Origin of the sequence: Streptomyces spinoverrucosus, from assembly GCF_015712165.1 — a bacterium.
Classification (GTDB): Bacteria; Actinomycetota; Actinomycetes; order Streptomycetales; family Streptomycetaceae; genus Streptomyces; species Streptomyces spinoverrucosus_A.
Map to the genome: position 1 here is coordinate 3,502,307 of NZ_JADPZX010000001.1, position 22,484 is coordinate 3,524,790.

A 22,484-nucleotide genomic window follows, 5' to 3' on the forward strand; every position below is an offset into this window, starting at 1 on the left:
CTGCTACGCGGCCGGCGTCGGGGTCGTGCGTATGCGAAAGTCGGACCAGGGCGCCAGGTCCACCCCCTCGTTTGTCTCCTCGTACCAGCCCGTGCCGTCCAACCAGGTGCGCAACCAGGCCGTGAGGCTGGGGGCGTCCACGTACCAGGCGTGGTCGGCGTCGTCGGCGTTCGGTTCGAAGAGCAGGACGGGGGCCTGCGGGTCGAGGCAGTCCACGCAGGCGTACATCGCACAGCCCCAGTGGGATATCGGCAACACCCCTTCGGGCCAGGGCCACTCGGGGTCCTTGCGGCCGCTCTCGCGGTTGGCGAGGTACTGCACGACGGCGGCGGGCTCGTCGGCGGGCGGGCTGTCGAGCAGGGGCAGCAGACCGTACTCCGGGCCGAATCCGCCGTCCCCTATCCGCACATAGAGCTCGGCGAGCAGCGGCGGCAGACGGAAGCCGAGCGCGGCCTCGGCGCGGGCCACCGCGGCGGCGTCCACGGGCTCGGGAAGCGAAGTCCAGCCCCACGGGCGGGTGTTACGGGCCTTGTCCTCCACCCGTGCCAGCAACTGCTCGATCTCGGTCATGGGTTCATGATGCAAGGCGGCACTGACAATCGGGCGGACCTGTGGACAACCGTGCGCCTGTGGAAAACGTGGCACTCGGGTGTGCGTCACCAACCCGCCGCGAAGGGCCTGTCCGTGGAGACGATTTCGCGGCCGAAGGGCAGCAGCGAGACCGGGATGAGCTTGAAGTTGGCGATGCCGAGCGGGATGCCGATGATCGTGACGCACAGCGCGATGCCGGTGACGATGTGGGCGAGGGCCAGCCACCAGCCCGCGAGGATCAGCCACAGGACGTTGCCGACGCAGGAGGGGGCTCCGGCGTCGCGGCGCTCGACCGTCGTGTACCCGAAGGGCCACAGGGCGTAGACGCCGATCCGGAACGCGGCGATGCCGAACGGGATGCCGATGATGGTGATGCACAGCAGCACGCCCGCCAGCAGATAGCCGAGGAACAGCCAGAAGCCGCTCAGGACGAGCCATACGACGTTCAGGATTGTCTTCACGGGCGACGACCTGCCATCTGTTCGAGGCGAGCGATGCGCTCGGCCATGGGCGGGTGCGTGGAGAACATCTTGGACAGTCCCTGGCCCGGGCGGAACGGGTTGGCGATCATCATGTGGCTCGCGGTCTCGATCCGGGGCTCGGGGGGCAGCGGAAGTTGCTTGGTCCCGGCCTCCAGCTTGCGCAGCGCGCTGGCGAGGGCGAGCGGGTCGCCGGTGAGCTGGGCGCCGGATGCGTCGGCCTCGTACTCGCGGGAGCGGCTGATGGCCAGCTGGATGACGGTGGCGGCGAGGGGCCCCAGGATCATGATCAGCAGCATGCCGAGGATGCCGGGGCCGTCGTCGTCATCGGAGCGGCCGATCGGGATCAGCCAGGCGAAGTTGACCAGGAACATGATCACGGAGGCGAGGGCGCCGGCGACCGACGAGATGAGGATGTCGCGGTTGTAGACGTGGCTCAGCTCGTGGCCGATGACGCCGCGCAGCTCGCGCTCGTCCAGGATGCGCAGGATGCCCTCGGTGCAGCACACTGCGGCGTTGCGCGGGTTGCGGCCGGTCGCGAAGGCGTTCGGCGCCTCCGTCGGGGAGATGTACAGGCGGGGCATGGGCTGGCGGGCCTGTGTGGAGAGGTCGCGGACCATGCGGTACAGCGCGGGGGCCTCGAACTCGCTCACCGGGCGGGCCCGCATGGCGCGAAGCGCCAGCTTGTCGCTGTTCCAGTAGGCGTACGCGTTGGTTCCGAGCGCGACCAGGACGGCGACGATGAGCCCGGCACGCCCGAAGAAGCTGCCGATGAGGATGATGAGTGCGGACAGTCCCCCGAGGAGTACTGCGGTCCTGAGCCCGTTGTGCCGGCGGTGCACGGTACGCCCTCCAAGTGGTGCAGCAGGGGAACCCTTTGCTTGTTGATCTACGGTCCCGCTGGTGCCGTGGTGACACGTCCAGTGGACCCTCCCGATTTGGACAACGCGAGGCGAGGGCCACTAGTTCCCTTGTGCGTGCGGCGGCCGCCCAGGTGAGGGCACCCCCGACCGGCCGGGTGAGTGCCCGCAGCCGTCCGGGTGACTGCCTCTGGAAGAGCCTGGTGTCCGCTAGAAGAGCCCGGTGTCCGTGAAGCGCAGGACCAGCTGGGGCGCTCCGGACAGGCCGATGCCGAGGACTGCGGTGAGCGCGAGCGCGGCCGTGAGGGGGGCCGGGACGAGGTGCTTGGCGGGCTCTCCCTCGGGGGCGCGGAACAGCAGGGCCGTCCATTGGAGGTAGTAGAACAGCGCGATCACCACGTTGACGGCCATCACCACGGCGAGCCAGCCGAGGCCCGCGTCGACCGCTGCTGAGAAGACGGTGACCTTGGCGAAGAGGCCGATGATGCCCGGCGGCAGTCCGGCCAGGCAGAGCAGGAAGAAGGCCAGCAGTAGCGCGGTCACCGGGTTCGTGGCGTACAGGCCGCGGTAGTCACTGACGCGGTTGAGGCCCTTCGTACGGCCCACCAGTGCGGCGACCGCGAAGGCACCCAGGTTCACGGCGGCGTACATGAGCGCGTAGGCGACCGTGGAGCCGATCGAGTGCTCGGGGTCGTCGGAGTACGCGGCGGCGGCGATCGGCACCAGCAGGTAGCCGGCCTGGCCGACGGACGACCAGGCGAGCAGGCGCACCGCGCTGTACGCGCGCGTGCCCTGCTGTCGGAGGGCACCGACGTTGCCGACGGTCATCGTGAGGGCGGCCAGGGCGGCGAGTGCCGGGCCCCAGACGTCGGCGTACGACGGGAAGGCGATGACCGTGACGAGAATCAGCCCGGAGAAGCCGACCGCCTTGCCGACCACCGACAGATAGGCCGCGACCGGCAGCGGCGCGCCCACATAGGTGTCGGGAACCCAGAAATGGAAGGGCACGGCCGCGGTCTTGAAGGCAAAGCCGACGAGGGTGAGGACGACGCCGGTCTGGGCCAGGGTGTGCAGCTGTCCGTCGACGTCCTGGATGCGTTCGGCGATCTGGGTCAGGTAAAGGCTGCCGGTGGCGGCGTACACGAAGCTGATGCCCATGAGGCTGACCGCGGTCGCGGTGACCGACGACAGGAAGAACTTCAGGGCCGCCTCGGAGGACCTCTTGTCGCCGTGCCGGAGGCCGACCAGGGCGAACGCGGGCAGGGAGGCGACCTCCAGGGCGACGATCAGGGTCGCGAGGTCGCGGGAGGCCGGCAGGAGGGCGGCGCCGGCCGCGGAGGAGAGCAGCAGGAACCAGAACTCCCCTTCGGGGAGTCCTCTGCGCGCGTCCTTGAGGGCCGTGACGGACAGCAGGGCGGCCAGGAGGGCCCCAGCGAGGACCAGGAACTGGATGACGAGCGTGAACCGGTCGGCCGTATAGCTGCACACGTCGGCGTCGCCGGTGAGGCAGAAGGTGGAGCGGTCGCCGTCCAGGATCGGAAGCAGCATCAGCGTGGACACGGCTAGTCCGGCCACGGACACCCAGCCGAGGAGCGCCTTCTTGGCGTCGCCGACGAACAGGTCGGCGACCAGGACGGCGAGGGCGACCACGGCCGCGATGGTGGGCGGCGCGATGGCGAGCCAGTCGACGGACTGGACCAGGGAGTCGACCGGCGACTGGGCCAGGGAGCTCATCGGGTGCCTCCTGCGAGGAGCTGCTGCACGGCCGGGTCGGTCAGGCCGAGGAGGGCCTTCGGCCAGAGTCCGGCGACGACGGTGAGGGCGACCAGCGGGGCCCACGCCGCGTACTCGTACGTGTGTACGTCGGCGAGCTTGGGTGCCTCCTGCGGCACGACACCCATGCAGACCCGGCGGACCACGACGAGCAGGTAGGCGGCGGTGAGCAGGGTGCCGAACGCGCCGATCGACATGAAGGTGAGGAAAGCCGGGCGGCTGAGGCCGGCGGCGGGCTGGAAGGCGCCGAACAGCGCCAGCATCTCGCCCCAGAAACCGGCGAGGCCCGGCAGGCCGAGGGAGGCGACGGCGCCGAAGGCGAGCAGCCCGCCGAAGCGCGGGGCCTTGCCGTACAGCGCGGCGCCGGTCTTGTCCGCCAGGGCGTCGAGGTCGGTGGTGCCGGTACGGTCCTTCAACGCGCCGACCAGGAAGAACAGCAGGCCGGTGATGAGGCCGTGGGCGATGTTGGCGAACAGGGCGCCGTTCACGCCGGTCGGGGTCATGGTGGCGATGCCGAGCAGGACGAAGCCCATGTGGCCGACGGAGGAGTAGGCGATGAGGCGCTTCAGGTCGCCCTTCGCGCCCTGCTTGGCGAGGGCGAGGCAGGCCAGCGATCCGTAGATGATCCCGACGACGGCGAAGGCGGCGAGATACGGGGCGAAGGTGCGGAATCCGTCCGGCGTAATCGGCAGCAGAATGCGGACGAATCCGTACGTACCCATCTTCAGCAGTACGCCGGCCAGCAGGACCGAGCCGACGGTCGGCGCGGCGGTGTGGGCGTCCGGCAGCCAGCTGTGCAGCGGCCACATCGGCGTCTTGACCGCGAGTCCGATCCCGACCGCCAAAACGGCGATGACCTGCACGGATGTGGTCAGCGACCGGCCGTTGTCAGTGGCGAGTGCCACCATGTCGAATGTGCCCGCCGTGATTCCGATCAGGAGCAGGCCGAGCAGCATGACCACGGAACCGAGCAGCGTGAAGAGGATGAACTTCCAGGCGGCCTGCGTCCGCCCCTCGCCGCCCCAGCGGGCGATGAGGAAGTACATCGGAATCAGGACCATCTCGAAGGCGAGGAAGAACAGCAGCAGGTCGAGGACGGCGAAGGTGGCGAGGGTGCCGGACTCCAGGACGAGCAGCAGTGCGACGAAGGCCTTCGGGGTCGGGCCCGCGGGCATCTTGAAGTAGGAGTAGAGCGCGCAGAGGAAGGTCAGCAGCGCGGTCAGGACGACAAGGGGGAGGGAAATGCCGTCGACGCCGAGGTGGATCCGCACGTCGAGTGCGGGGATCCAGCTGATGTCCGTGCTGGCCTGCATCTTCGACGGCTGGTCGTGGTCGAAGCCGAGCGCCAGGACGATCGCGGCGATGAGAACCGCGCCGGTCACGGTCACACCGTGCCGCAGCACGGCCTGCTCGGGCGACTTCCCCTTCAGTCCGGGTGGGGCGGGCAGGAGAGCGGCGGCGGCGCCGAGAAGCGGGCCGACGACTACGAACGCGAGAAGGAACTGCATCACGGACTCGTTGATATCGATCACGCCTGCTCACGCTCCCGTGGCGACGAGGACGGCGGCGACCACCAGGACGACGGTGCCGGCGAGCAGCGCGCTCACATAGGTCTGCACATTGCCGGTCTGGGCACGCCGGACGGCGGCTCCCAGCCAGCGGGGCAGGGCGCCCGCCCCGCGTACGTAGGTGTCGACGACCTCGCGGTCGAGGAACCGCACCAGACTGGCTCCGCCCTGGACCGGGCGGACGAACAGGGCCGAGTACACGGCGTCCAGGTGGAAGCCGACGGCCGCGTGCCGGTGCAGCGGGCCGAGCAGCAGCCGTCCGGGATCCGCCGGGTCGGGCGCGTGGGCCACGTCGCCGTAGGCGGGTTCGTGGGTGGCGATGGCCTCGGCCTCGACCTGCGCGGCGTCGCCCTCCGGGTGGGCCGCGACCGCACCCAGCGGGACGCGGGCCGCGAGCGCGCTGGTGTGTCGCCAGGCGGCGTAGGTGACGAGGCCGCCGACCAGGGCCAGGCCCGTGCCCAGCACGGACGTGGTGAGGGTCGGGGTCAGCGAACCGCCGTCGAACCAGCCGGGCAACGACTGGTAGGCCAGTCCCCCCAGGGCGAGGGACGGGGCGGCGAGCACCCATAGCACCACGGTCATCGTCAGCGGCTGCCTGCCGTGGTCCGGGGCCTCGGTGCCGTGGCCCCGGAAGGCGAGCAGCCACAGGCGCATCGCGTACGCGGCGGTGAGCAGGGCCGTGAGCAAGCCGGAGACCAGCACGATCCAGCCCGCGGCACCGGGGACGTGCTCGGTGTGGCCGGTGGTGACGTGTTCGGCGGCGCCGAGGACGGACTCCTTGGAGAAGAAGCCGCTGAAGGGCGGGATCGCGGCGAGCGCGAGGAGCGCCACGGTCATCGTCCAGTAGGCGTCGGGGACGCGGTCGCGCAGGCCGCCCATGCGGGACATGGCGGCCAGCGAGTTGGTACCGGCGGCGTGGATGATCACGCCCGCCGCGAGGAACAGCAGCGCCTTGAAGGCGCCGTGGGACAGGAGGTGGAAGACGGCGGCGCCACGGTCACCGACGGCCAGGGCGCCGGTCATGTAGCCGAGCTGGCCGATCGTCGAGTAGGCGAGGACGCGCTTGATGTCGTCCTGGGCGAGGGCTGCGAGGCCCGAGCCGGCCATGGTGACGGCGGCCATGACGGCGAGGACCACCATCGCGGCCGAGGACGCCTGGAAGACGGGGAGGAGACGGGCGATGAAGTAGACACCGGCGGCAACCATCGTCGCGGCGTGGATCAGCGCGGAGACGGGCGTGGGGCCCGCCATCGCGTCGGGCAGCCAGGAGTGCAGCGGGAACTGCGCCGACTTGCCCGCCACACCGGCCAGAAGCAGCAGGGCGATCAGCGTGGGGTGGTCCAGTCCGCCGCTCGCGACCGCGCCGAGCACCCGCGTGATGCGGAACGACCCGGCGTCGACGGCGAGCGCGAACAGGCCGATCAGGAAGGGGACGTCACCGAGCTTGGTGACCAGGAAGGCCTTCAGGGAGGCTGCGCGGGCCTCCGGGGTCTCCCAGTAGTGGCCGACCAGGAAGTAGGAGCAGATGCCCATGACTTCCCAGCCGACCAGCAGCACCATCAGGTCGCCCGAGTAGACGACGAGGAGCATCGCGGAGGTGAACAAGGAGACGAGCGCCGCGTACGAGGGGTAGCGCGGGTCGTCCTGGAGATAGCCGGTCGAGTAGATCTGCACGCAGAGCGCGACGAACGCCACGAGGACGGCGACGAGGGCGGCGAAGCCGTCGATGTGCAGGGCGAGCTCGATCGGGATCGAGCCGGTGGGCGTGAGTTCGGTGGCGGCGTCGATGGCCGCGTCGCCGCCCTGGCGGACGGCGACCAGTACGGCGAGGACGAGCGAGGCGAGCGTCGGCAGGACGGCGATCGGGCGGACGAAGCCGGGGGCCGAGCGGCCCAGGAGCAGCCCGGCGGCCGCGCCCAGGAACGGAAGGAGAGGAACGAGGTAAGCGAGGGTGGTCGTGGTCACGCGGTGGCCTCAGCCTTCTCGGCGGCCGGCTCGGCCGCGGAGGCCTCGCCGTCGCGTCCGTCGGTCTCGTGGCCCTCGGCGGTGTCGCGGAGTTTGTCGATGTCCGAGGTGCCGCGGTTGCGGTGGACGGCGAGGACGATCGCGAGGCCGATGCCGATCTCGGCGGCCGCGATGGCGATGGTGAACAGGGTCAGGGCCTGGCCGGAGTGCAGGGTCTCCTCGGCGGCCCGGCTGAGCCAGACGTCGAAGGCGACCAGGTTGAGGTTGACGGCGTTGAGCATCAGCTCGACCGACATCAGGACCAGGATCGCGTTGCGGCGGGCGAGGACGCCGTACAGGCCGGTGCAGAACAGGAGGGCGGAGAGGACGGCGGGATAGGCGAGGTGCATCAGCGGGCACCGCCCTTGTCGGTTCGGGTGCCGGGGACCGTCGGGGCGCCCGGAGTGGTGGTCGTCGCCGCGTCGGCCTTCGCCTTGCGGGACAGGACGATCGCGCCGACCAGGGCTGCGAGGAGGAGGACGGAGAGTGCCTCGAAGGGGAGGACCCAGTTCTGGAAGAGGGCCTTGCCGGTGACCTCGGTGGAGCCGGCGGGGGCACCGTCCAGGTCGATCCAGGTCGTGCGGAAGGCGTCGACGACCACCCAGACCAGGGCGGCGGCCGTGGCGACGGCCACGGTGAGGGCGGCCCAGCGGTTGCCGGAGTCGGCGTCCGGGGAACGGCCGATGGGGGCCTTGGTGAGCATCAGACCGAACAGGAGGAGGACGACGACGGAACCGACGTAGATCAGCACCTGCACCCAGGCGATGAACTCGGCGGTCAGCAGGAGGTACTCGACGGCGAGACCGCCGAGGGTCACCACCAGCCACAGGGCGGCGTGCACGAGCTGCCGGGTGGTGACAGTGACGATGGCGGCGCCGAACGTGACCACGCCGACGAGGAGGAAGGCGATTTCGACGCCGGTCGGGGAGAGGAATCCGTGCTGGCTCGCGGCGACGGTCACGAGGCTCCTCCCTGGGGATCGGTCGGCTCGGCGTCCTGCGGACCGGCGGGCTCGGAGCCCGGGGGGGCGCTCGGCTTGGTGCCTTGCGGACCGGCGGGCTCGGAGCCCGGGGGGTCGCTCGGCTTGGTGCCTTGCGGACCGGCCGGCTCGGAGCCCGGAGGGTTGCTCGGCTCGGCGCTCTGCGGGCGGGTCGGTTCGCTGGGCTCGGCCTGGGCTGCGGCCAGCTTCTCGGCAGTCTTGCGGGCGGCGGCGATCTCCTTCGGTTCCTCCGCGCCGGGGTCGAGGGCCGGCGGGGCGGGCACCGTCCACATCCACTCGCGGAGCTTGTCGCGCTCGTGGGTGAGGTCGCGGATGTCGGTCTCGGCGTACTCGAACTCCGGGGACCAGAACAGGGCGTCGAAAGGACAGACCTCGATGCAGATACCGCAGTACATGCACAGGGAGAAGTCGATCGCGAACCGGTCGAGCACGTTGCGGCTGCGCTCGCGACCGCCGGGCGCGGCGGCCGGGACCGTCTCCTTGTGGGAGTCGATGTAGATGCACCAGTCCGGGCACTCCCGGGCGCACAGCATGCAGACCGTGCAGTTCTCCTCGAACAGGCCGATCACGCCACGGGTACGGGGCGGGAGGTCGGGCTGGACGTCCGGGTACTGCTCGGTGACGGTCTTCTTCGTCATCGTGCGGAGGGTGACGGCCAAGCCCTTGGCGAGACCGCTGCCGGGAATGCGGGGCCGGGTGGGCGGAACAGACTCGGCCATGGCTACTGGATCACCACCTTGACGATGCCGGTGAGGGCGATCTGGGCGAGGGAGAGGGGGACGAGGAGGGTCCAGGAGAGCTTCTGGAGCTGGTCCTCGCGCAGGCGGGGGTAGGTGACGCGCAACCAGATCACGATGAACGCGAGCACGGCCGTCTTCAGCAGGGTCCAGACCCAGACCAGGCCTTCGGCGCCCCAGGGGCCGTGCCAGCCGCCCAGGAAGAGGACGGTGGTCAGGCCGCACAGGACGACGATCCCGGCGTACTCGGCGAGGAGGAACAGGGCGAAACGCAGACCGGTGTACTCGGTGTACGCACCGAAGATGATCTCCGAGTCGGCGACGGGCATGTCGAACGGCGGGCGTTGCAGTTCGGCCAGCCCCGCCACGAAGAAGACGATCGCACCGACGATCTGCCAGGGCAGCCACCACCACTCGAAGGCGTCGAGGATGCCGGGGAGGGAGACCGTGCCGGCCGCCATGGCGACGGAGGCGGCGGCGAGGAGCATCGGAAGCTCGTAGGCAAGTAGCTGGGCGGCGGTGCGCAGACCGCCGAGGAGGGAGAACTTGTTGGCGCTGGCCCAGCCGGCCATGAGGGAGCCGAGGACGCCGACGCCCATGACAGCGAGTACGAAGAAAATGCCGGCGTCGATCAGCACGCCCACCGCGCCCTCGCCGGGGCCGATCGGGATGGCCAGCAGGACCAGGAGGTACGGGAGGAGGGCTACGGCGGGGGCGAGCTGGAAGATACGGCGGTCCGCGCCGGCCGGTACCACGTCCTCCTTCTGCGCGAACTTCACGCCGTCAGCGACCAGCTGGGCCCAGCCGTGGAAGCCACCGGCGTACATGGGACCGAGGCGGCCCTGCATGTGGGCCATCACCTTGTGCTCGGTCTGGCCGATGATCAAGGGGAAGGTGAGGAAGACGCCGAAGACGATCAGGAGTCGCAGGGCGACGTCGAGCGCGTCGTTCACTGCCGGCCTCCTGGGGGGTCTTCGGGGGTTGGGGGTGTGGGTGCGTCGGGCGCCGAGCCGTCGGGAGCGGGGGGCTCGGGCGAGGACTGGGGCTCCTGGGAGTCGCGCTCCGGCTCGGCTGCCGGGCCGGTCTTCGGCTCCGCGCGCCCCGGCTCGGCTTCCGGGCCGGTCTTCGGCTCCGCGCGCTCGGGCACGGGCCGCTGCGGTGGCTCAGCCTCGTGCGCGTTGGCTTCCGGGGAGGCCTCCCTCTCCTTCGCCCCCTCGGTCTCCGGCCCCGCGCCCTCGGTCTCCTGCACCTGCGCGTCCTTCGCCCCGGGGTCCTCGAAGGCCGGGCGGGCGTGGTGCCACGGGGCGTCGGGGCTGCGCGGGGTGGTCGGGGTAGTCGGGGTAGTCGGGCGGGTGGGCTTCTCCGCCGCCGGTGCCTGGGCGCCGCGCTGCGAGGCGGAGCCCTCAGACGCGCTACGGGCCCGGCGCGGCCCGGCGGGAGCCGCCGTAGCGGAAGGTCCAGCCTGCTCGGCACCCTCCGCAGCATCCGCACGCTGCGACGCCGACCCCTCACCCACACTCCGCGCACGACGAGGAGCCGCCGGAGCAACCGAAGCCTCCGCAGCGCCACCCCCCGCACGCTGCGACGCCGACCCCTCACCCGCACTCCGCGCACGACGAGGAGCCGCCGAAGCAGCCGAAGCCTCCGCAGCGCCACCTCCCGCACGCTGCGACGCCGAGCCTTCGCTCGCGCTCCGGGCGCGGCGTGGGCCGGTCGTGGGCGGGGCTTCCGTGGGCGTGCCGGCGGCGGCCGTCGACGGCTGGCTTGCGGAGCCCTCCGCCGCGGTGCGGGAGCGGCGTACGGGGCGGTCGCCCGCAGGGCGGGCCGTGCCGCGGGCCGGGCGGGTCGGGGCCGGGGGGAGTTGGCCCTTGAGAGGGCCCCATTCGTTCGGGTCGGGGACGCCCGGTGGGAGCATCTGGCGGCGCTTGGGGCCGCCGTGTTCGGACTCGCCGGGCTCCTTCGCGCCGGGCCAGGCCTTGGCGACGCGGGCGGCGAGGACGAAGTCCTTGCGGAGGGGGTGGCCTTCGAAGGTGTCCGGCAGCAGGAGGTGGTCCAGCGCGGGGTGGCCCTCAAAGGTGACGCCGAACATCTCGTGGGTCTCGCGTTCGTGCCAGGCCGCGCCCGCGTAGACATCGACGGCGGAGGCGAGGACGGGGGCCTCGTGCGGGACCGTGGTGCGCAGCAGCAGGCGGCGTACCGGCGCGAGGGCGACCAGGTGCGCCGAGACGCGGAAGCCCGAGCCCGGTTCGTCGACCGCGCTCAGCCAGTCGAAGTAGGTGCAGCCGAGCTGGTCGCGGGCGGTGCGCAGGGCCGACGTCCAGGACGTGGGCGGTACGTCCACGGTCAGGAGCTCGTACGACTCCTCGGCCGTGGCCTCCGTACCGAAGAGGTCCTCGGCGGGGGCGGGAAGCCAGCCGACCGTGCCGTTCATCGGGCCTCCCCCGCGCCGGTGCCGCCGGTGCCGCCGGTGGCCGGCGGTTGGACCAGGCCGCTCTGCAGGGCCGCCGCCGACGGACGTGCGGAACCGTACCGCTCCCCCAGCGACTCGCGGGCGATCTTCTCCTGGAGCTTGAGGATGCCCTGGAGCAGCGCCTCGGGGCGGGGCGGGCAACCGGGGACGTAGACGTCGACGGGGATGATCTGGTCGACGCCCTTGGTGACGGAGTACGAGTCCCAGTACGGGCCGCCGCAGTTGGAGCAGGCACCGAAGGAGATGACGTACTTCGGCTCGGGCATCTGTTCGTACAGGCGCTTGATGGCGGGTGCCATCTTGTCCGTGACCGTGCCGGACACGACCATCAGGTCCGCCTGGCGGGGGCCCGGCGCGAACGGGATGACGCCGAGGCGGATGAAGTCGTGGCGGGCCATCGACGCGGCGATGAACTCGATGGCGCAGCAGGCCAGGCCGAAGTTGAAGACCCACAGCGAGTAGCGGCGGCCCCAGTTCAGGACGACCTTCATCGGCTCGGGGGCGAGGCGCGCGAGGGCGCCGAGGCGCTTCGGCTCCGGGAGCAGTACGGGCTCCGGGGCCGGTACGGGCTGAACGGCACCGTCGGAGGACGTCACCGAGGGGGTCGCTTCTGGCGTCACGTCCATGCCAGGACACCCTTCTTGTACGCGTAGAGGAGGCCCACGGCCAGGAAGCCGAGGAAGATGAACATCTCCACCAGGGTCGTCGCTCCGTAACCGGGGGCGGCGAAGACCGTGGCCCACGGGAAGAGGAAGATCGAGTCGATCGCGAAGATCACGTAGAGGAAGGCGTAGACGTAGTAGCGGACCTGGGTGTGTGCCCAGCCCTCGCCGACGGGGTCGACGCCGCACTCGTAGGTAAGGAGCTTCTCGGGTGTGGGCGCGACCGGGCGCAGCAGCCGGCCCGCGCCGAAGGCGATGGCGACGAACAGCACGCCGATGGCGGCGAGCAGCCCGACAACCGAATAGGACTGGAAGTAGTCCGCCGCGATGACGGCGGTCGGTTCGACGGTCGATTCCCGCACGTCCGTCCCTCGCTCCCCTGACCTCGACCCTATGACTTATCGAGCGGCCCGGCGGTCCCGCGATGCCGTGCCGGTCTCGCGATGCCGTGCCAGTCATGCAATGCCCTGCCGGTCATGCGTTGCCCTGCCGGTCATGCGATGCCCTGCCGGTCTCGCGATCTTGCCGATCGTGAACGCCGCTGTTCGACGACCTGTACGCAACGTGAGTCTAGGGCCTGTTAAAGGGGCAGTAAGCAGCCCATCACGCCAGGAGAGACAGGGGTGGGGTTTTCCCCAGCAGAACGTGGCGGTGCACCTCATGGCGTGGGCGCTTGCCGCCGGGCACGCTAGCCCATGTGACCGAGAAATTCCCGTCCGCGAGCGCGGCGGTGGCCGACCGAGACATCGACCGCCCGCCGCCGGCCCGCCTCGCCTACGACGCGCACACCTGGAAGGAGATCGCGCATCTCCTGGCAAACCTGCCGATGGCCCTGCTGGGCTTCGTCTACGTCGTCACGGTCCTGACCACAGGCGCCTTCCTGACCGTCACGGTGATCGGCTTCCCGCTGCTCGCCGTCGGCCTCATGGGCGCCCGGCGGCTCGGCAGGCTGGAGCGGGCGCGGGCCAGAAAGCTGCTCGGGGTGCGCGTGGACGAGCCGAGCCGACTGCCCCTGCGGGGCGCGGGCGGGTTCTTCCCTCGGCTGTGGATGGCGCTGAAGGACCCGGTGGGCTGGCGGACCGCCCTGTACGACTTCATACGGCTGCCGTGGGGCATCTTCACCTTCGTCCTGACGCTGACCTCGCTGTTCGTGCTGTGGCCGGTACTGCCGTTCATCGCGCGCGGCCTGGCCAACGTTGACCGGGCCATGGTGCGCGGGCTGCTGTCGCCCTCCGACGAGTTGGAGCGGCGGATCGCCGAGCTGGAGTCCGACCGGGGGGTCGTGGTCGACACGGCCGCAGCGGACCTACGACGAATCGAGCGCGACCTGCACGACGGTGCGCAGGCCCGTCTGGTCAACCTGGCCATGGGCCTCGGCCTGGCCAAGGAGAAGCTGCTGGAGGACCCCGACTACGCGGCGGCGATGGTCGAGGAGGCGCACGGCGAGGTGAAACTGGCGCTCCAGGAGCTGCGGGACCTGGCGCGCGGCATCCATCCGGCGGTCCTCACCGACCGCGGCCTGGACGCCGCCCTCTCCGCGGTCGCCTCGCGCTGCACGGTGCCGGTGAAGGTGACGGTCGACCTGGAGTCCAGGCCGGCCGAGGCCATCGAGGGCATCGCCTACTTCACCGTGTCGGAGCTGCTGCAGAACGTCAGCAAGCACAGCGGCGCGAAGTCCGCGTCCGTCGACGTCTGGCGCACCGAGGAGCGCCTCCTCATACAGGTCGCCGACGACGGCCGGGGCGGTGCCCACCTCGACGGCGGCACGGGAATGCGCGGCCTGGCGGAACGCCTCGACGCCGTCGACGGACTGTTCGTCTTCGACTCCCCACCGGGCGGCCCGACGGTCATCACGGCGGAACTGCCGTGGCGGGACCGCCGGGGCTGAGAGGTAGGGAAAACCCCCCGATCAAGACGCCGACGGCCTCCATGGTCCGCAGCCTCCGGACGCAGCAGGGTTGAAGCTACGGCCGCGCGCCGGCCGGACACAACGCCAAGTCAAGCAAGCGACAACCGACAACCGCGCGAAAGCAAGCCACACGCGCCACGCAGCAAGAAGCACGCAGCACACAAACACAGCAGACCGAGGAGAACGGGGACCAAACCAATGGCCACGGAGTACGGGCACGGCTATGGACGCCCGGGCGGACCGTCCGACTGGGGTGCGGAAGGGAACGTCGGGCGGCGGTTCCGGCTGCCCGCCGGACTGCGCGCGCCGTTCGAGGGCCGCACGTGGCGCGAGCTCGCGTACGTACTGCTCAGCCTGCCGATCAGCGTGCTGATGTTCACGTACGCCGTGACGATGCTCGCGCTCGGTGCGGGCCTGCTGGTGACGTTCCTCGGCATACCGGTGCTGGCGGCGGGACTGGCCGGCTGCCGGGGCCTGGGCACGCTGGAGCGAGCGCGGGCGCGCGGACTGCTCGGGCTCGACGTGGCCGACCCCGAGCCGCTGCGGGTGCGCAAGAGCGGCCTGATGGCGTGGATGGGCGCGGTTCTCAAGAGCGGCACGTCCTGGCGGCACCTGCTGTACGCGGTGCTGCACTTCCCGTGGGCCGTGTTCTCCTTCGTCGTCGCGGTGAGCTTCTGGACGTACGGCTGGGCGCTGCTGACGTACCCGGTGTGGTACTGGCTCTTCCCGATGTACGGCGGGCAGGACGGGCTGCAGCTGTACGGCGACGAGACCCACCAGATCTACCTCGACAACCCGTTCGAGATCACGGTGACGGCACTGGTGGGGCTGCTGTTCACGCTGGCCACACCCTGGATCGTGCGGGCGCTCACCCTGGTGGACCGGCTACTGGTGCACGGGCTGCTGGGGCCGTCGCGACTGGCGACGCGGGTGGTGGAGCTGGAGTCGGACCGGGGTGTCGTGGTCGACACGGCGGCCGCGGATCTGCGGCGCATCGAGCGCGACCTGCACGACGGGGCGCAGGCCCGCCTGGTGGCGCTGGCGATGGATCTGGGGCTGGCGAAGGAGAAGCTGGCCGAGGATCCGCGGACGGCGGCTCGAATGGTGGACGAGGCGCACGGCGAGGTGAAAACGGCGCTGCAGGAGCTGCGGGATCTCGCGCGCGGCATCCATCCGGCGGTCCTCACCGACCGCGGCCTGGACGCCGCCCTCTCCGCGGTCGCCTCACGGTGCACGGTGCCGGTGCAGGTGGACGTGGACCTGGCGTCGCGGCCGGCACCCGCGATCGAGGGCATCGCGTACTTCACGGTGTCCGAGCTCCTGCAGAACATCAGCAAGCACGCGCGGGCGACCTCGGCGACGGTGGACGTCTGGAGGTCGGACGACCGGCTGATGTTGCAGGTCATGGACGACGGTGTGGGCGGGGCCGAGGCCGGCGTGAGCGGGAGTTCCGGTCTGGCCGGGCTCGCGGACCGGCTGGACGCGGTGGACGGCATATTGGTGGTCGACTCACCGGCGGGCGGCCCCACCCGCATCACGGCGGAACTGCCCTGGCGCGGGTAACCACCCAGCGCCCGTCACTCGCTCCCCCCACCTCACCCGACACCCGCCGCGTGCCCCCACAGACAACCGACCGAACCCACTCACCCACTCAACCCCCACCGCACGAACCCCGCTGCCCCACCCACCACACCGCCGACCGAACCCACTCACCCACTCAACCCCCACCGCACGAGCCCCACTCACCCACCCAGCACCCACCGCATGCCCATCTCCCCAACCCAGCACCCCACCACATGTCCCCTCTCGCCCACCCAAGCCCCAACCCACCCCACCCCACCCCAAAAACCTGAAATGCTTGACGGGTCGACGGAGTCGAGCAATTCGAGCAACGGGGGCCGGAGATCGTGGAGGACAGAGTGCGGGTGGTGATCGCCGAGGACTCGGTGCTGCTGCGGGAGGGCCTGACCCGGCTCCTCACCGACCGCGGGCACGATGTCGTCGCCGGGGTGGGTGACGCGGAGGCGTTGATCAAGACCATCACGGAGCTGGACGCCGAGGGCGTTCTGCCGGACGTCGTGGTCGCCGACGTGCGCATGCCGCCCACGCACACGGACGAGGGCGTCAGGGCGGCGGTGCAGCTGCGGAAGACGCACCCGGGGCTCGGCGTGCTGGTGCTGTCACAGTACGTGGAGGAGCGCTACGCCACCGAGCTGCTGGCCGGCTCCAGCCGTGGGGTCGGGTATCTGCTGAAGGACCGCGTGGCAGAGGTGCGGGAGTTCGTGGACGCGGTGGTGCGGGTGGCCGAGGGGGGCACGGCGCTCGACCCGGAGGTCGTGGCGCAGTTGCTCGGCCGCAGCCGTAAGCAGGACGTGCTCGCGGGGCTGACGCCCAGGGAGCGGGAGGTTCTGGGGCTGATGGCCGAGGGGCGGACCAATTCCGCCATCGCCAAGCAGCTGGTGGTGAGCGACGGCGCGGTGGAGAAGCACGTCAGCAACATCTTCCTCAAGCTGGGCCTGTCCCCGAGCGAAGGAGACCACCGTCGGGTCCTCGCAGTCCTGACGTACCTGAATTCCTGAGGGGCACCCCAGTTCCTGGGCGCTATGAGCCAAGGGCGACGGCCGGCCCGCGCATCCGAACGGGATGCGGTGAGCGTCTTGGGCAGGTACTCATCATGCGAATGGCCGAGGGAAGGCAAGCCGCACAGACGTAGGGTTGATCCTGGGAAGACCCTGTGGGGTCGATCCCCACAGCCGCCTCGAAGGAGGACCAGTTCAGTGACGAGCCAGGTCAGTAGCCCAGCGGAGCAGGCCGACGGAGCCGTCGTGGGAGAGCAGCGCAAAGCGGCCGGCGTCAAGGACGTCCGCCGTCTCGACCGGGTGATCATCAGGTTCGCGGGGGACTCGGGTGACGGTATGCAGCTCACCGGTGACCGGTTCACCTCGGAGACCGCGTCGTTCGGCAACGACCTGTCGACGTTGCCGAACTTCCCGGCCGAGATCCGGGCCCCCGCCGGGACGCTGCCGGGTGTCTCGTCGTTCCAGCTGCACTTCGCCGACCACGACATCCTCACCCCGGGCGACGCACCCAACGTCCTCGTCGCCATGAACCCGGCGGCGCTGAAGGCGAACGTGGGCGATCTGCCGCGCGGTGCGGAGATCATCGTCAACACGGACGAGTTCACCAAACGGGCGATGCAGAAGGTCGGCTATGAGACGAACCCGCTGGAGGACGGTTCGCTCGACGGCTACCAGCTGCACCCGGTGCCGCTCACCACGCTCACCGTGGAGGCGCTGAAGGACTTCGAGCTCACCCGTAAGGAGGCCGAGCGCAGCAAGAACATGTTCGCGCTGGGCCTGCTGTCGTGGATGTACCACCGGCCGACCGAGGGTACGGAGAAGTTCCTGCAGTCGAAGTTCGCCAAGAAGCCCGACATCGCGGCGGCGAACATCGCCGCGTTCCGCGCGGGCTGGAACTTCGGCGAGACGACGGAGGACTTCGCCGTCTCCTACGAGGTGGCGCCGGCGGCGAAGGCGTTCCCGGTCGGCACGTACCGCAACATCTCCGGGAACCTGGCCCTGGCGTACGGCCTGATCGCCGCGAGCAAGCAGGCGGACCTGCCGCTGTTCCTGGGCTCGTACCCGATCACCCCGGCCTCGGACATCCTGCACGAGCTGAGCAAGCACAAGAACTTCGGCGTGCGCACCTTCCAGGCCGAGGACGAGATCGCGGGCATCGGCGCGGCACTGGGCGCGGCCTTCGGCGGCTCGCTCGCCGTGACCACCACCTCCGGCCCGGGCGTGGCGCTCAAGAGCGAGACCATCGGCCTCGCGGTCTCCCTCGAACTGCCGCTGCTCGTCGTCGACATCCAGCGCGGCGGCCCCTCCACCGGCCTGCCGACCAAGACCGAGCAGGCGGACCTGCTCCAGGCCATGTACGGCCGCAACGGCGAAGCACCGGTGCCGGTCATCGCGCCGCACACCCCGGCCGACTGCTTCGACGCCGCCCTCGAAGCCGCCCGTATCTCGCTCACGTACCGCACGCCGGTGTTCCTGCTCTCCGACGGCTACCTCGCCAACGGCTCCGAACCATGGCGGATCCCGGAGCTGGACGAGCTGCCTGAGCTGACCGTGCAGTTCGCGCAGGGCCCGAACCACACCCTCGAGGACGGCACGGAGACCTTCTGGCCGTACAAGCGCGACCCGCAGACCCTCGCCCGCCCCTGGGCGATCCCCGGCACGCCCGGCCTGGAGCACCGCATCGGCGGCATCGAGAAGCAGGACGGCACGGGCAACATCTCCTACGACCCCGCCAACCACGACCTGATGGTCCGCACCCGCCAGGCCAAGATCGACGGCATCGACGTCCCCGACATCGAGGTCGACGACCCGGCCGGGGCAAAGCTCCTGGTGCTGGGCTGGGGATCGACGTACGGGCCGATCACCGCGGCGGTACGCCGCCTGCGCGCGGCCGGACAGCCCATCGCACAGGCACATCTGCGCCACCTCAACCCGTTCCCGCGGAATCTCGGAGCGGTGCTCGCGCGTTACGACAAGGTGGTGATCCCCGAGATGAACCTCGGTCAGCTCGCCACGCTGATCCGGGCGAAGTACCTGGTGGACGCCCACTCGTACAACCAGGTCAACGGTATGCCGTTCAAGGCCGAGCAGCTGGCCGCGGCGCTGAAGGAGGCCATCGATGGCTGAGACGTCCATGGAAGGCACCGGCACGATCGAAGCGCTCTCCCTGGTGCCCAGGGCCGAGGGCAAACAGTCGATGAAGGACTTCAAGTCCGATCAGGAAGTGCGCTGGTGCCCCGGCTGCGGTGACTACGCGATCCTCGCCGCGGTCCAGGGCTTCATGCCCGAACTCGGCCTGGCCAGGGAGAACATCGTCTTCGTCTCCGGCATCGGCTGCTCCTCCCGCTTCCCGTACTACATGAACACCTACGGGATGCACTCCATTCACGGCCGTGCCCCCGCCATCGCCACCGGCCTGGCCACCTCCCGCCGCGACCTCAGCGTCTGGGTCGTCACCGGCGACGGCGACGCTCTGTCCATCGGCGGCAACCACCTCATCCACGCCCTGCGCCGCAACGTCAACCTCAAGATCCTGCTGTTCAACAACCGGATCTACGGCCTGACCAAAGGCCAGTACTCCCCCACCTCCGAAGTCGGCAAGATCACCAAATCGACCCCGATGGGCTCGCTGGACGCCCCGTTCAACCCGGTGTCCCTGGCCCTCGGCGCGGAGGCATCCTTCGTCGCCCGCACCATCGACTCCGACCGCAAACACCTCACCGAGGTCCTGCGAGCGGCCGCCGCCCACCCCGGCACGGCACTGATCGAGATCTACCAGAACTGCAACATCTTCAACGACGGCGCCTTCGACGCCCTCAAGGACAAGCAGCAGGCCCAGGAAGCGGTGATCCGCCTGGAGCACGGCAAGCCCATCCGGTTCGGGCCGGACGACACCCGCGGCGTGATCCGCGATCCGCAGACCGGCGACCTCAAGGTCATCACGGTCACCCCGGACAACGAGGGGCAGGTGCTCGTCCACGACGCCGCCGCCGACTCCCCGACCACCGCCTTCGCGCTCAGCAGGCTCGCCGATCCCGACACCCTGCACCACACCCCGATCGGCGTCTTCCGCTCCGTGGACCGCCCGGTCTACGACACCCAGATGGCCGACCAGCTCGACACCGCCATCGAACACAACGGCAAGGGCGACCTCGCCACACTGCTCGCGGGCGGCGACACCTGGACGGTCGTCGGCTGAGCAACACCGTTGAGCAGCACAGCTGAGCAGCACAGCTGAGCAGCACAGCTGAGCAGCACAGCTGAGCAGCACAGCTGAGCAGCACAGCTGAGCAACACCCTTGAGAACACGTCACAGGCCCGGGCTCAGGCCCGGGCCTTGTCGTACGCCTTCCGCGCCCGTTCCACATCCCCCATCCGCCGCTCCGTCCACAGCGCCAGCGCCCGCACCTGCTCCGCGGCCTCGCGACCGAGGTCGGTGAGGGAGTAGTCGACGCGGGGCGGGATCACGGGTTTCGCGTCGCGATGGACGAACCCGTCCCGCTCCAGGGTCTGCAGCGTCTGGGTGAGCATCTTCTCGCTGACCGGCCGGACCTCGCCGATCGCCCGGCGCAGCTCGCTGAACCGGTACGGCCGCTCCATGAGCCTGATCAACACCAGTACGCCCCAGCGGCTGGTGACGTGTTCCAGGACCAGCCGGTACGGGCACATCCCCTCGACCTCAGGATTCCCTGCGCTTACTGCCATGCCAGTACCTTACTTCAAAGTAGGTACTTTCTAAGAGTTAGTACCCCTCCTAGGGTGAGTGCAATAGCCCTGAATCACGCACTCGCACACAGGAGCCCCCATGAGCATCGTCGTCACCGGAGCCACCGGACACCTCGGCCGCCATGTCATCGAGCAACTGCTGGAGAAGGTCCCGGCCGACCGGATCACGGCCGTCGTCCGCAACGCCGAGAAGGCCGCCGACTTCGCGGACCGCGGTGTGAAGATCGCGCTCGCCGACTACAACGAGCCCGCGACGTTCGACGCCCTGTTCTCCGCCGGCGACAAGGTGCTGCTCATCTCCGGCAACGAGTTCGACAAGGGCCGGGTCGCCCAGCACAAGGTCGTGATCGACGCCGCGAAGGCGGCCGGCGTCGCGCTCCTCGCCTACACCAGCGCCCCCGGCAGCCTCACGGCCGCGCTCGTCGACGACCACCGCGCCACCGAGGAGGCGCTGCTCGCGTCGGGCCTGCCGTACGTACTGCTGCGCAACGGCTGGTACCACGAGAACTACACCGAGAACCTCGCCCCGGTCCTGGAACACAACGCGGTCGTCGCCGCCGCCGGTGAGGGCCGGATCGCCTCCGCTTCGCGCGCCGACTACGCGGCCGCCGCCGTAGCGGTGCTGACCGGCGAGGGGCACGAGAACCGGACGTACGAGCTGAGCGGTGACGAGGTGTGGAGCCTCGCGGAGTACGCGGCCGAGCTCAGCCGGCAGACCGGCAAGGAGATCGCGTACAACCCGGTCTCCGTCGAGGCCTACCAGGGGATCCTGACCGGCGCCGGCCTGCCCGAGCCGCTCGCCGCGATCATGGCGGGCGTCGACGCGTCCATCGAGAAGGGCGAGTTGGCCGTGCGCACCGGCGACCTCTCGCGCCTGGCCGGACGTCCGACCACCCCGCTCTCCGAGGCCGTCACCGCCGCGCTCAAGGGCTGACTTCGTCCACCCCGCCCCCCTGTCATGACCGTATGCCGATACGGCCATGACAGGCGGGGGTGCTCGGCGTTACCTTCGTGCGGGCGGGCTGACGTACGAAGGAGGAGCCGGTGACCGGAAAGTCGAGGGGCGAGCGCCACATAGGACTGCTGAACGGCTTCGCGGCCTACGGAATGTGGGGACTCGTCCCCCTGTTCTGGCCCCTGCTGAAGCCCGCCGGCTCGGTCGAGATCCTCGCCCACCGGATGGTGTGGTCGCTCGCGTTCGTCGCCGTCGCACTGCTCTTCGTACGGCGCTGGAGCTGGGCCGGCGAACTGCTGCGGCAGCCGCGCCGCCTCGGGCTCATCACCGTCGCCGCGGCCGTCATCACCGTCAACTGGGGCGTCTACATCTGGGCCGTGAACAACGGGCAGGTCGTCGAGGCCTCGCTCGGCTACTTCATCAACCCGCTGGTCACCATCGCGATGGGCGTGCTGCTGCTGAAGGAGCGGCTGCGGCCCGTGCAGTGGGCGGCGGTCGGGATCGGCTTCGCGGCCGTACTCGTCCTCACCGTCGGTTACGGCCGCCCGCCGTGGGTCTCGCTCGTCCTCGCGTTCTCCTTCGCCACCTACGGCCTGGTGAAGAAGAAGGTCAACCTCAGCGGCCTGGAGTCGCTGACCGCCGAGACCGCGATCCAGTTCCTGCCCGCGCTCGGCTACCTGCTGTGGCTGACCGCCCAGGGCGGGTCGACCTTCCACACCGAGGGCGTCGGGCACGCGGCGCTGCTCGCCGCGACCGGCATCGTGACCGCGCTTCCGCTGGTCTGCTTCGGCGCGGCCGCGATCCGCGTGCCCCTGTCGACGCTGGGGCTGCTGCAGTACCTGGCCCCGGTGTTCCAGTTCCTGCTCGGCGTCCTCTACTTCCGCGAGGCCATGCCGCCCGAGCGCTGGGCCGGGTTCGCGCTGGTCTGGCTGGCGTTGACGCTGCTCACCTGGGACGCGCTGCGCACCGCGCGCCGGGCGGCCCGTGCACTGAGGGCCGACAGGAGGGTGCCGGCCACCACCATCACGACCGGCACGGTCAGCGCCGTACGGAACGCGGACAGCGTGTCCTCCGGGCCCGATCCGGTCGTCGACGCCAGGCCGTAGACGGCGGTCACCGCCGAGATCCCGATCGCCGACCCGAACTGGGTCGCGGTGTTCAGCAGCCCGCT

At 70.4% G+C, this 22,484-nt stretch carries 21 protein-coding genes; 7 read left to right on the plus strand and 14 right to left on the minus strand.

Going from position 1 to position 22,484, the window contains the following annotated elements:
• Window positions 1-3 precede the first annotated feature (3 nt).
• From I2W78_RS15720 to I2W78_RS15780, 13 genes are all read right to left on the minus strand, one after another.
• Complete coding sequence (locus I2W78_RS15720; RefSeq protein ID WP_196460489.1) at window positions 4-570, minus strand: SMI1/KNR4 family protein; 567 nt, start codon at window positions 568-570, stop codon at window positions 4-6.
• A gap of 86 nt (window positions 571-656) precedes the next feature.
• The gene (locus tag I2W78_RS15725) at window positions 657-1,052 is read right to left on the minus strand and encodes a YccF domain-containing protein (RefSeq protein ID WP_196460491.1); all 396 of its coding nucleotides are present in this window, start codon (window positions 1,050-1,052) and stop codon (window positions 657-659) included.
• Window positions 1,049-1,912, minus strand: a complete 864-nt coding sequence (gene htpX / locus I2W78_RS15730) for a zinc metalloprotease HtpX (RefSeq protein WP_196460492.1) — start codon at window positions 1,910-1,912, stop codon at window positions 1,049-1,051. Before htpX ends, I2W78_RS15725 begins: the two co-directional genes overlap by 4 nt.
• A 228-nt stretch (window positions 1,913-2,140) precedes the next feature.
• The gene (locus I2W78_RS15735) at window positions 2,141-3,664 is read right to left on the minus strand and encodes an NADH-quinone oxidoreductase subunit N (RefSeq protein WP_196460494.1); all 1,524 of its coding nucleotides are present in this window, start codon (window positions 3,662-3,664) and stop codon (window positions 2,141-2,143) included.
• On the minus strand, window positions 3,661-5,235 hold the full coding sequence (locus I2W78_RS15740; RefSeq protein ID WP_196460496.1) for a complex I subunit 4 family protein: 1,575 nt from the start codon (window positions 5,233-5,235) through the stop codon (window positions 3,661-3,663). The genes I2W78_RS15735 and I2W78_RS15740 overlap by 4 nt, the downstream gene beginning before the upstream one ends.
• 6 nt (window positions 5,236-5,241) lie before the next feature.
• Window positions 5,242-7,236 (minus strand): NADH-quinone oxidoreductase subunit 5 family protein, encoded by a 1,995-nt coding sequence (locus I2W78_RS15745; RefSeq protein ID WP_196460498.1) that lies wholly within the window; start codon window positions 7,234-7,236, stop codon window positions 5,242-5,244.
• Window positions 7,233-7,625: an NADH-quinone oxidoreductase subunit NuoK gene (gene nuoK / locus I2W78_RS15750; protein WP_196460500.1), complete on the minus strand. Its 393-nt coding sequence runs from the start codon at window positions 7,623-7,625 to the stop codon at window positions 7,233-7,235. The genes I2W78_RS15745 and nuoK overlap by 4 nt, the downstream gene beginning before the upstream one ends.
• Window positions 7,625-8,236, minus strand: coding sequence for an NADH-quinone oxidoreductase subunit J family protein (locus tag I2W78_RS15755; protein WP_196460502.1), 612 nt, complete (start codon window positions 8,234-8,236; stop codon window positions 7,625-7,627). Before I2W78_RS15755 ends, nuoK begins: the two co-directional genes overlap by 1 nt.
• On the minus strand, window positions 8,233-8,994 hold the full coding sequence (locus tag I2W78_RS15760) for a NuoI/complex I 23 kDa subunit family protein (protein ID WP_196460504.1): 762 nt from the start codon (window positions 8,992-8,994) through the stop codon (window positions 8,233-8,235). The genes I2W78_RS15755 and I2W78_RS15760 overlap by 4 nt, the downstream gene beginning before the upstream one ends.
• A 2-nt stretch (window positions 8,995-8,996) precedes the next feature.
• Complete coding sequence (locus I2W78_RS15765; RefSeq protein WP_196460506.1) at window positions 8,997-9,965, minus strand: complex I subunit 1/NuoH family protein; 969 nt, start codon at window positions 9,963-9,965, stop codon at window positions 8,997-8,999.
• Window positions 9,962-11,443 carry an NADH-quinone oxidoreductase subunit C gene (locus I2W78_RS15770; RefSeq protein WP_196460508.1) on the minus strand — a complete coding sequence of 494 codons (1,482 nt, stop codon included), beginning with the start codon at window positions 11,441-11,443 and terminating at the stop codon, window positions 9,962-9,964. Before I2W78_RS15770 ends, I2W78_RS15765 begins: the two co-directional genes overlap by 4 nt.
• Window positions 11,440-12,108 carry an NADH-quinone oxidoreductase subunit B gene (locus I2W78_RS15775; protein WP_230885463.1) on the minus strand — a complete coding sequence of 223 codons (669 nt, stop codon included), beginning with the start codon at window positions 12,106-12,108 and terminating at the stop codon, window positions 11,440-11,442. Before I2W78_RS15775 ends, I2W78_RS15770 begins: the two co-directional genes overlap by 4 nt.
• Entirely contained in the window at window positions 12,099-12,506 is a 408-nt protein-coding gene (locus I2W78_RS15780) for an NADH-quinone oxidoreductase subunit A (protein WP_196460510.1), read from the minus strand. The genes I2W78_RS15775 and I2W78_RS15780 overlap by 10 nt, the downstream gene beginning before the upstream one ends.
• A 335-nt stretch (window positions 12,507-12,841) precedes the next feature.
• Here I2W78_RS15780 and I2W78_RS15785 point away from each other — a divergent pair, with 335 nt between their 5' ends.
• The 5 genes from I2W78_RS15785 (at window position 12,842) to I2W78_RS15805 (ending at window position 19,831) form a co-directional block, all read left to right on the plus strand.
• A complete protein-coding gene (locus tag I2W78_RS15785) occupies window positions 12,842-14,032 on the plus strand; it encodes a sensor histidine kinase (RefSeq protein WP_196460512.1) in 1,191 nt (396 codons plus the stop codon).
• Between the two features lie 219 nt (window positions 14,033-14,251).
• A complete protein-coding gene (locus tag I2W78_RS15790; protein ID WP_196460514.1) occupies window positions 14,252-15,616 on the plus strand; it encodes a sensor histidine kinase in 1,365 nt (454 codons plus the stop codon).
• Window positions 15,617-15,972: 356 nt separating this feature from the next.
• Complete coding sequence (locus I2W78_RS15795; RefSeq protein WP_307783967.1) at window positions 15,973-16,632, plus strand: response regulator transcription factor; 660 nt, start codon at window positions 15,973-15,975, stop codon at window positions 16,630-16,632.
• Window positions 16,633-16,830: 198 nt separating this feature from the next.
• A complete protein-coding gene (locus I2W78_RS15800; protein ID WP_196460516.1) occupies window positions 16,831-18,759 on the plus strand; it encodes a 2-oxoacid:acceptor oxidoreductase subunit alpha in 1,929 nt (642 codons plus the stop codon).
• Complete coding sequence (locus I2W78_RS15805; protein WP_196460518.1) at window positions 18,752-19,831, plus strand: 2-oxoacid:ferredoxin oxidoreductase subunit beta; 1,080 nt, start codon at window positions 18,752-18,754, stop codon at window positions 19,829-19,831. Before I2W78_RS15800 ends, I2W78_RS15805 begins: the two co-directional genes overlap by 8 nt.
• Before the next feature lie 125 nt (window positions 19,832-19,956).
• On the opposite strand, the gene I2W78_RS15810 is transcribed toward I2W78_RS15805, so the two are convergent.
• Window positions 19,957-20,337, minus strand: a complete 381-nt coding sequence (locus I2W78_RS15810) for a winged helix-turn-helix transcriptional regulator (RefSeq protein ID WP_196460520.1) — start codon at window positions 20,335-20,337, stop codon at window positions 19,957-19,959.
• Window positions 20,338-20,437: 100 nt separating this feature from the next.
• On the opposite strand from I2W78_RS15810, the gene I2W78_RS15815 reads away from it, so the two are divergent.
• Both I2W78_RS15815 and rarD read left to right on the plus strand, forming a co-directional pair.
• Window positions 20,438-21,292: an SDR family oxidoreductase gene (locus tag I2W78_RS15815; RefSeq protein WP_196460522.1), complete on the plus strand. Its 855-nt coding sequence runs from the start codon at window positions 20,438-20,440 to the stop codon at window positions 21,290-21,292.
• A gap of 110 nt (window positions 21,293-21,402) precedes the next feature.
• A complete protein-coding gene (gene rarD, locus I2W78_RS15820) occupies window positions 21,403-22,419 on the plus strand; it encodes an EamA family transporter RarD (RefSeq protein ID WP_196460524.1) in 1,017 nt (338 codons plus the stop codon).
• The last annotated feature ends 65 nt before the right edge of the window (window positions 22,420-22,484 follow it).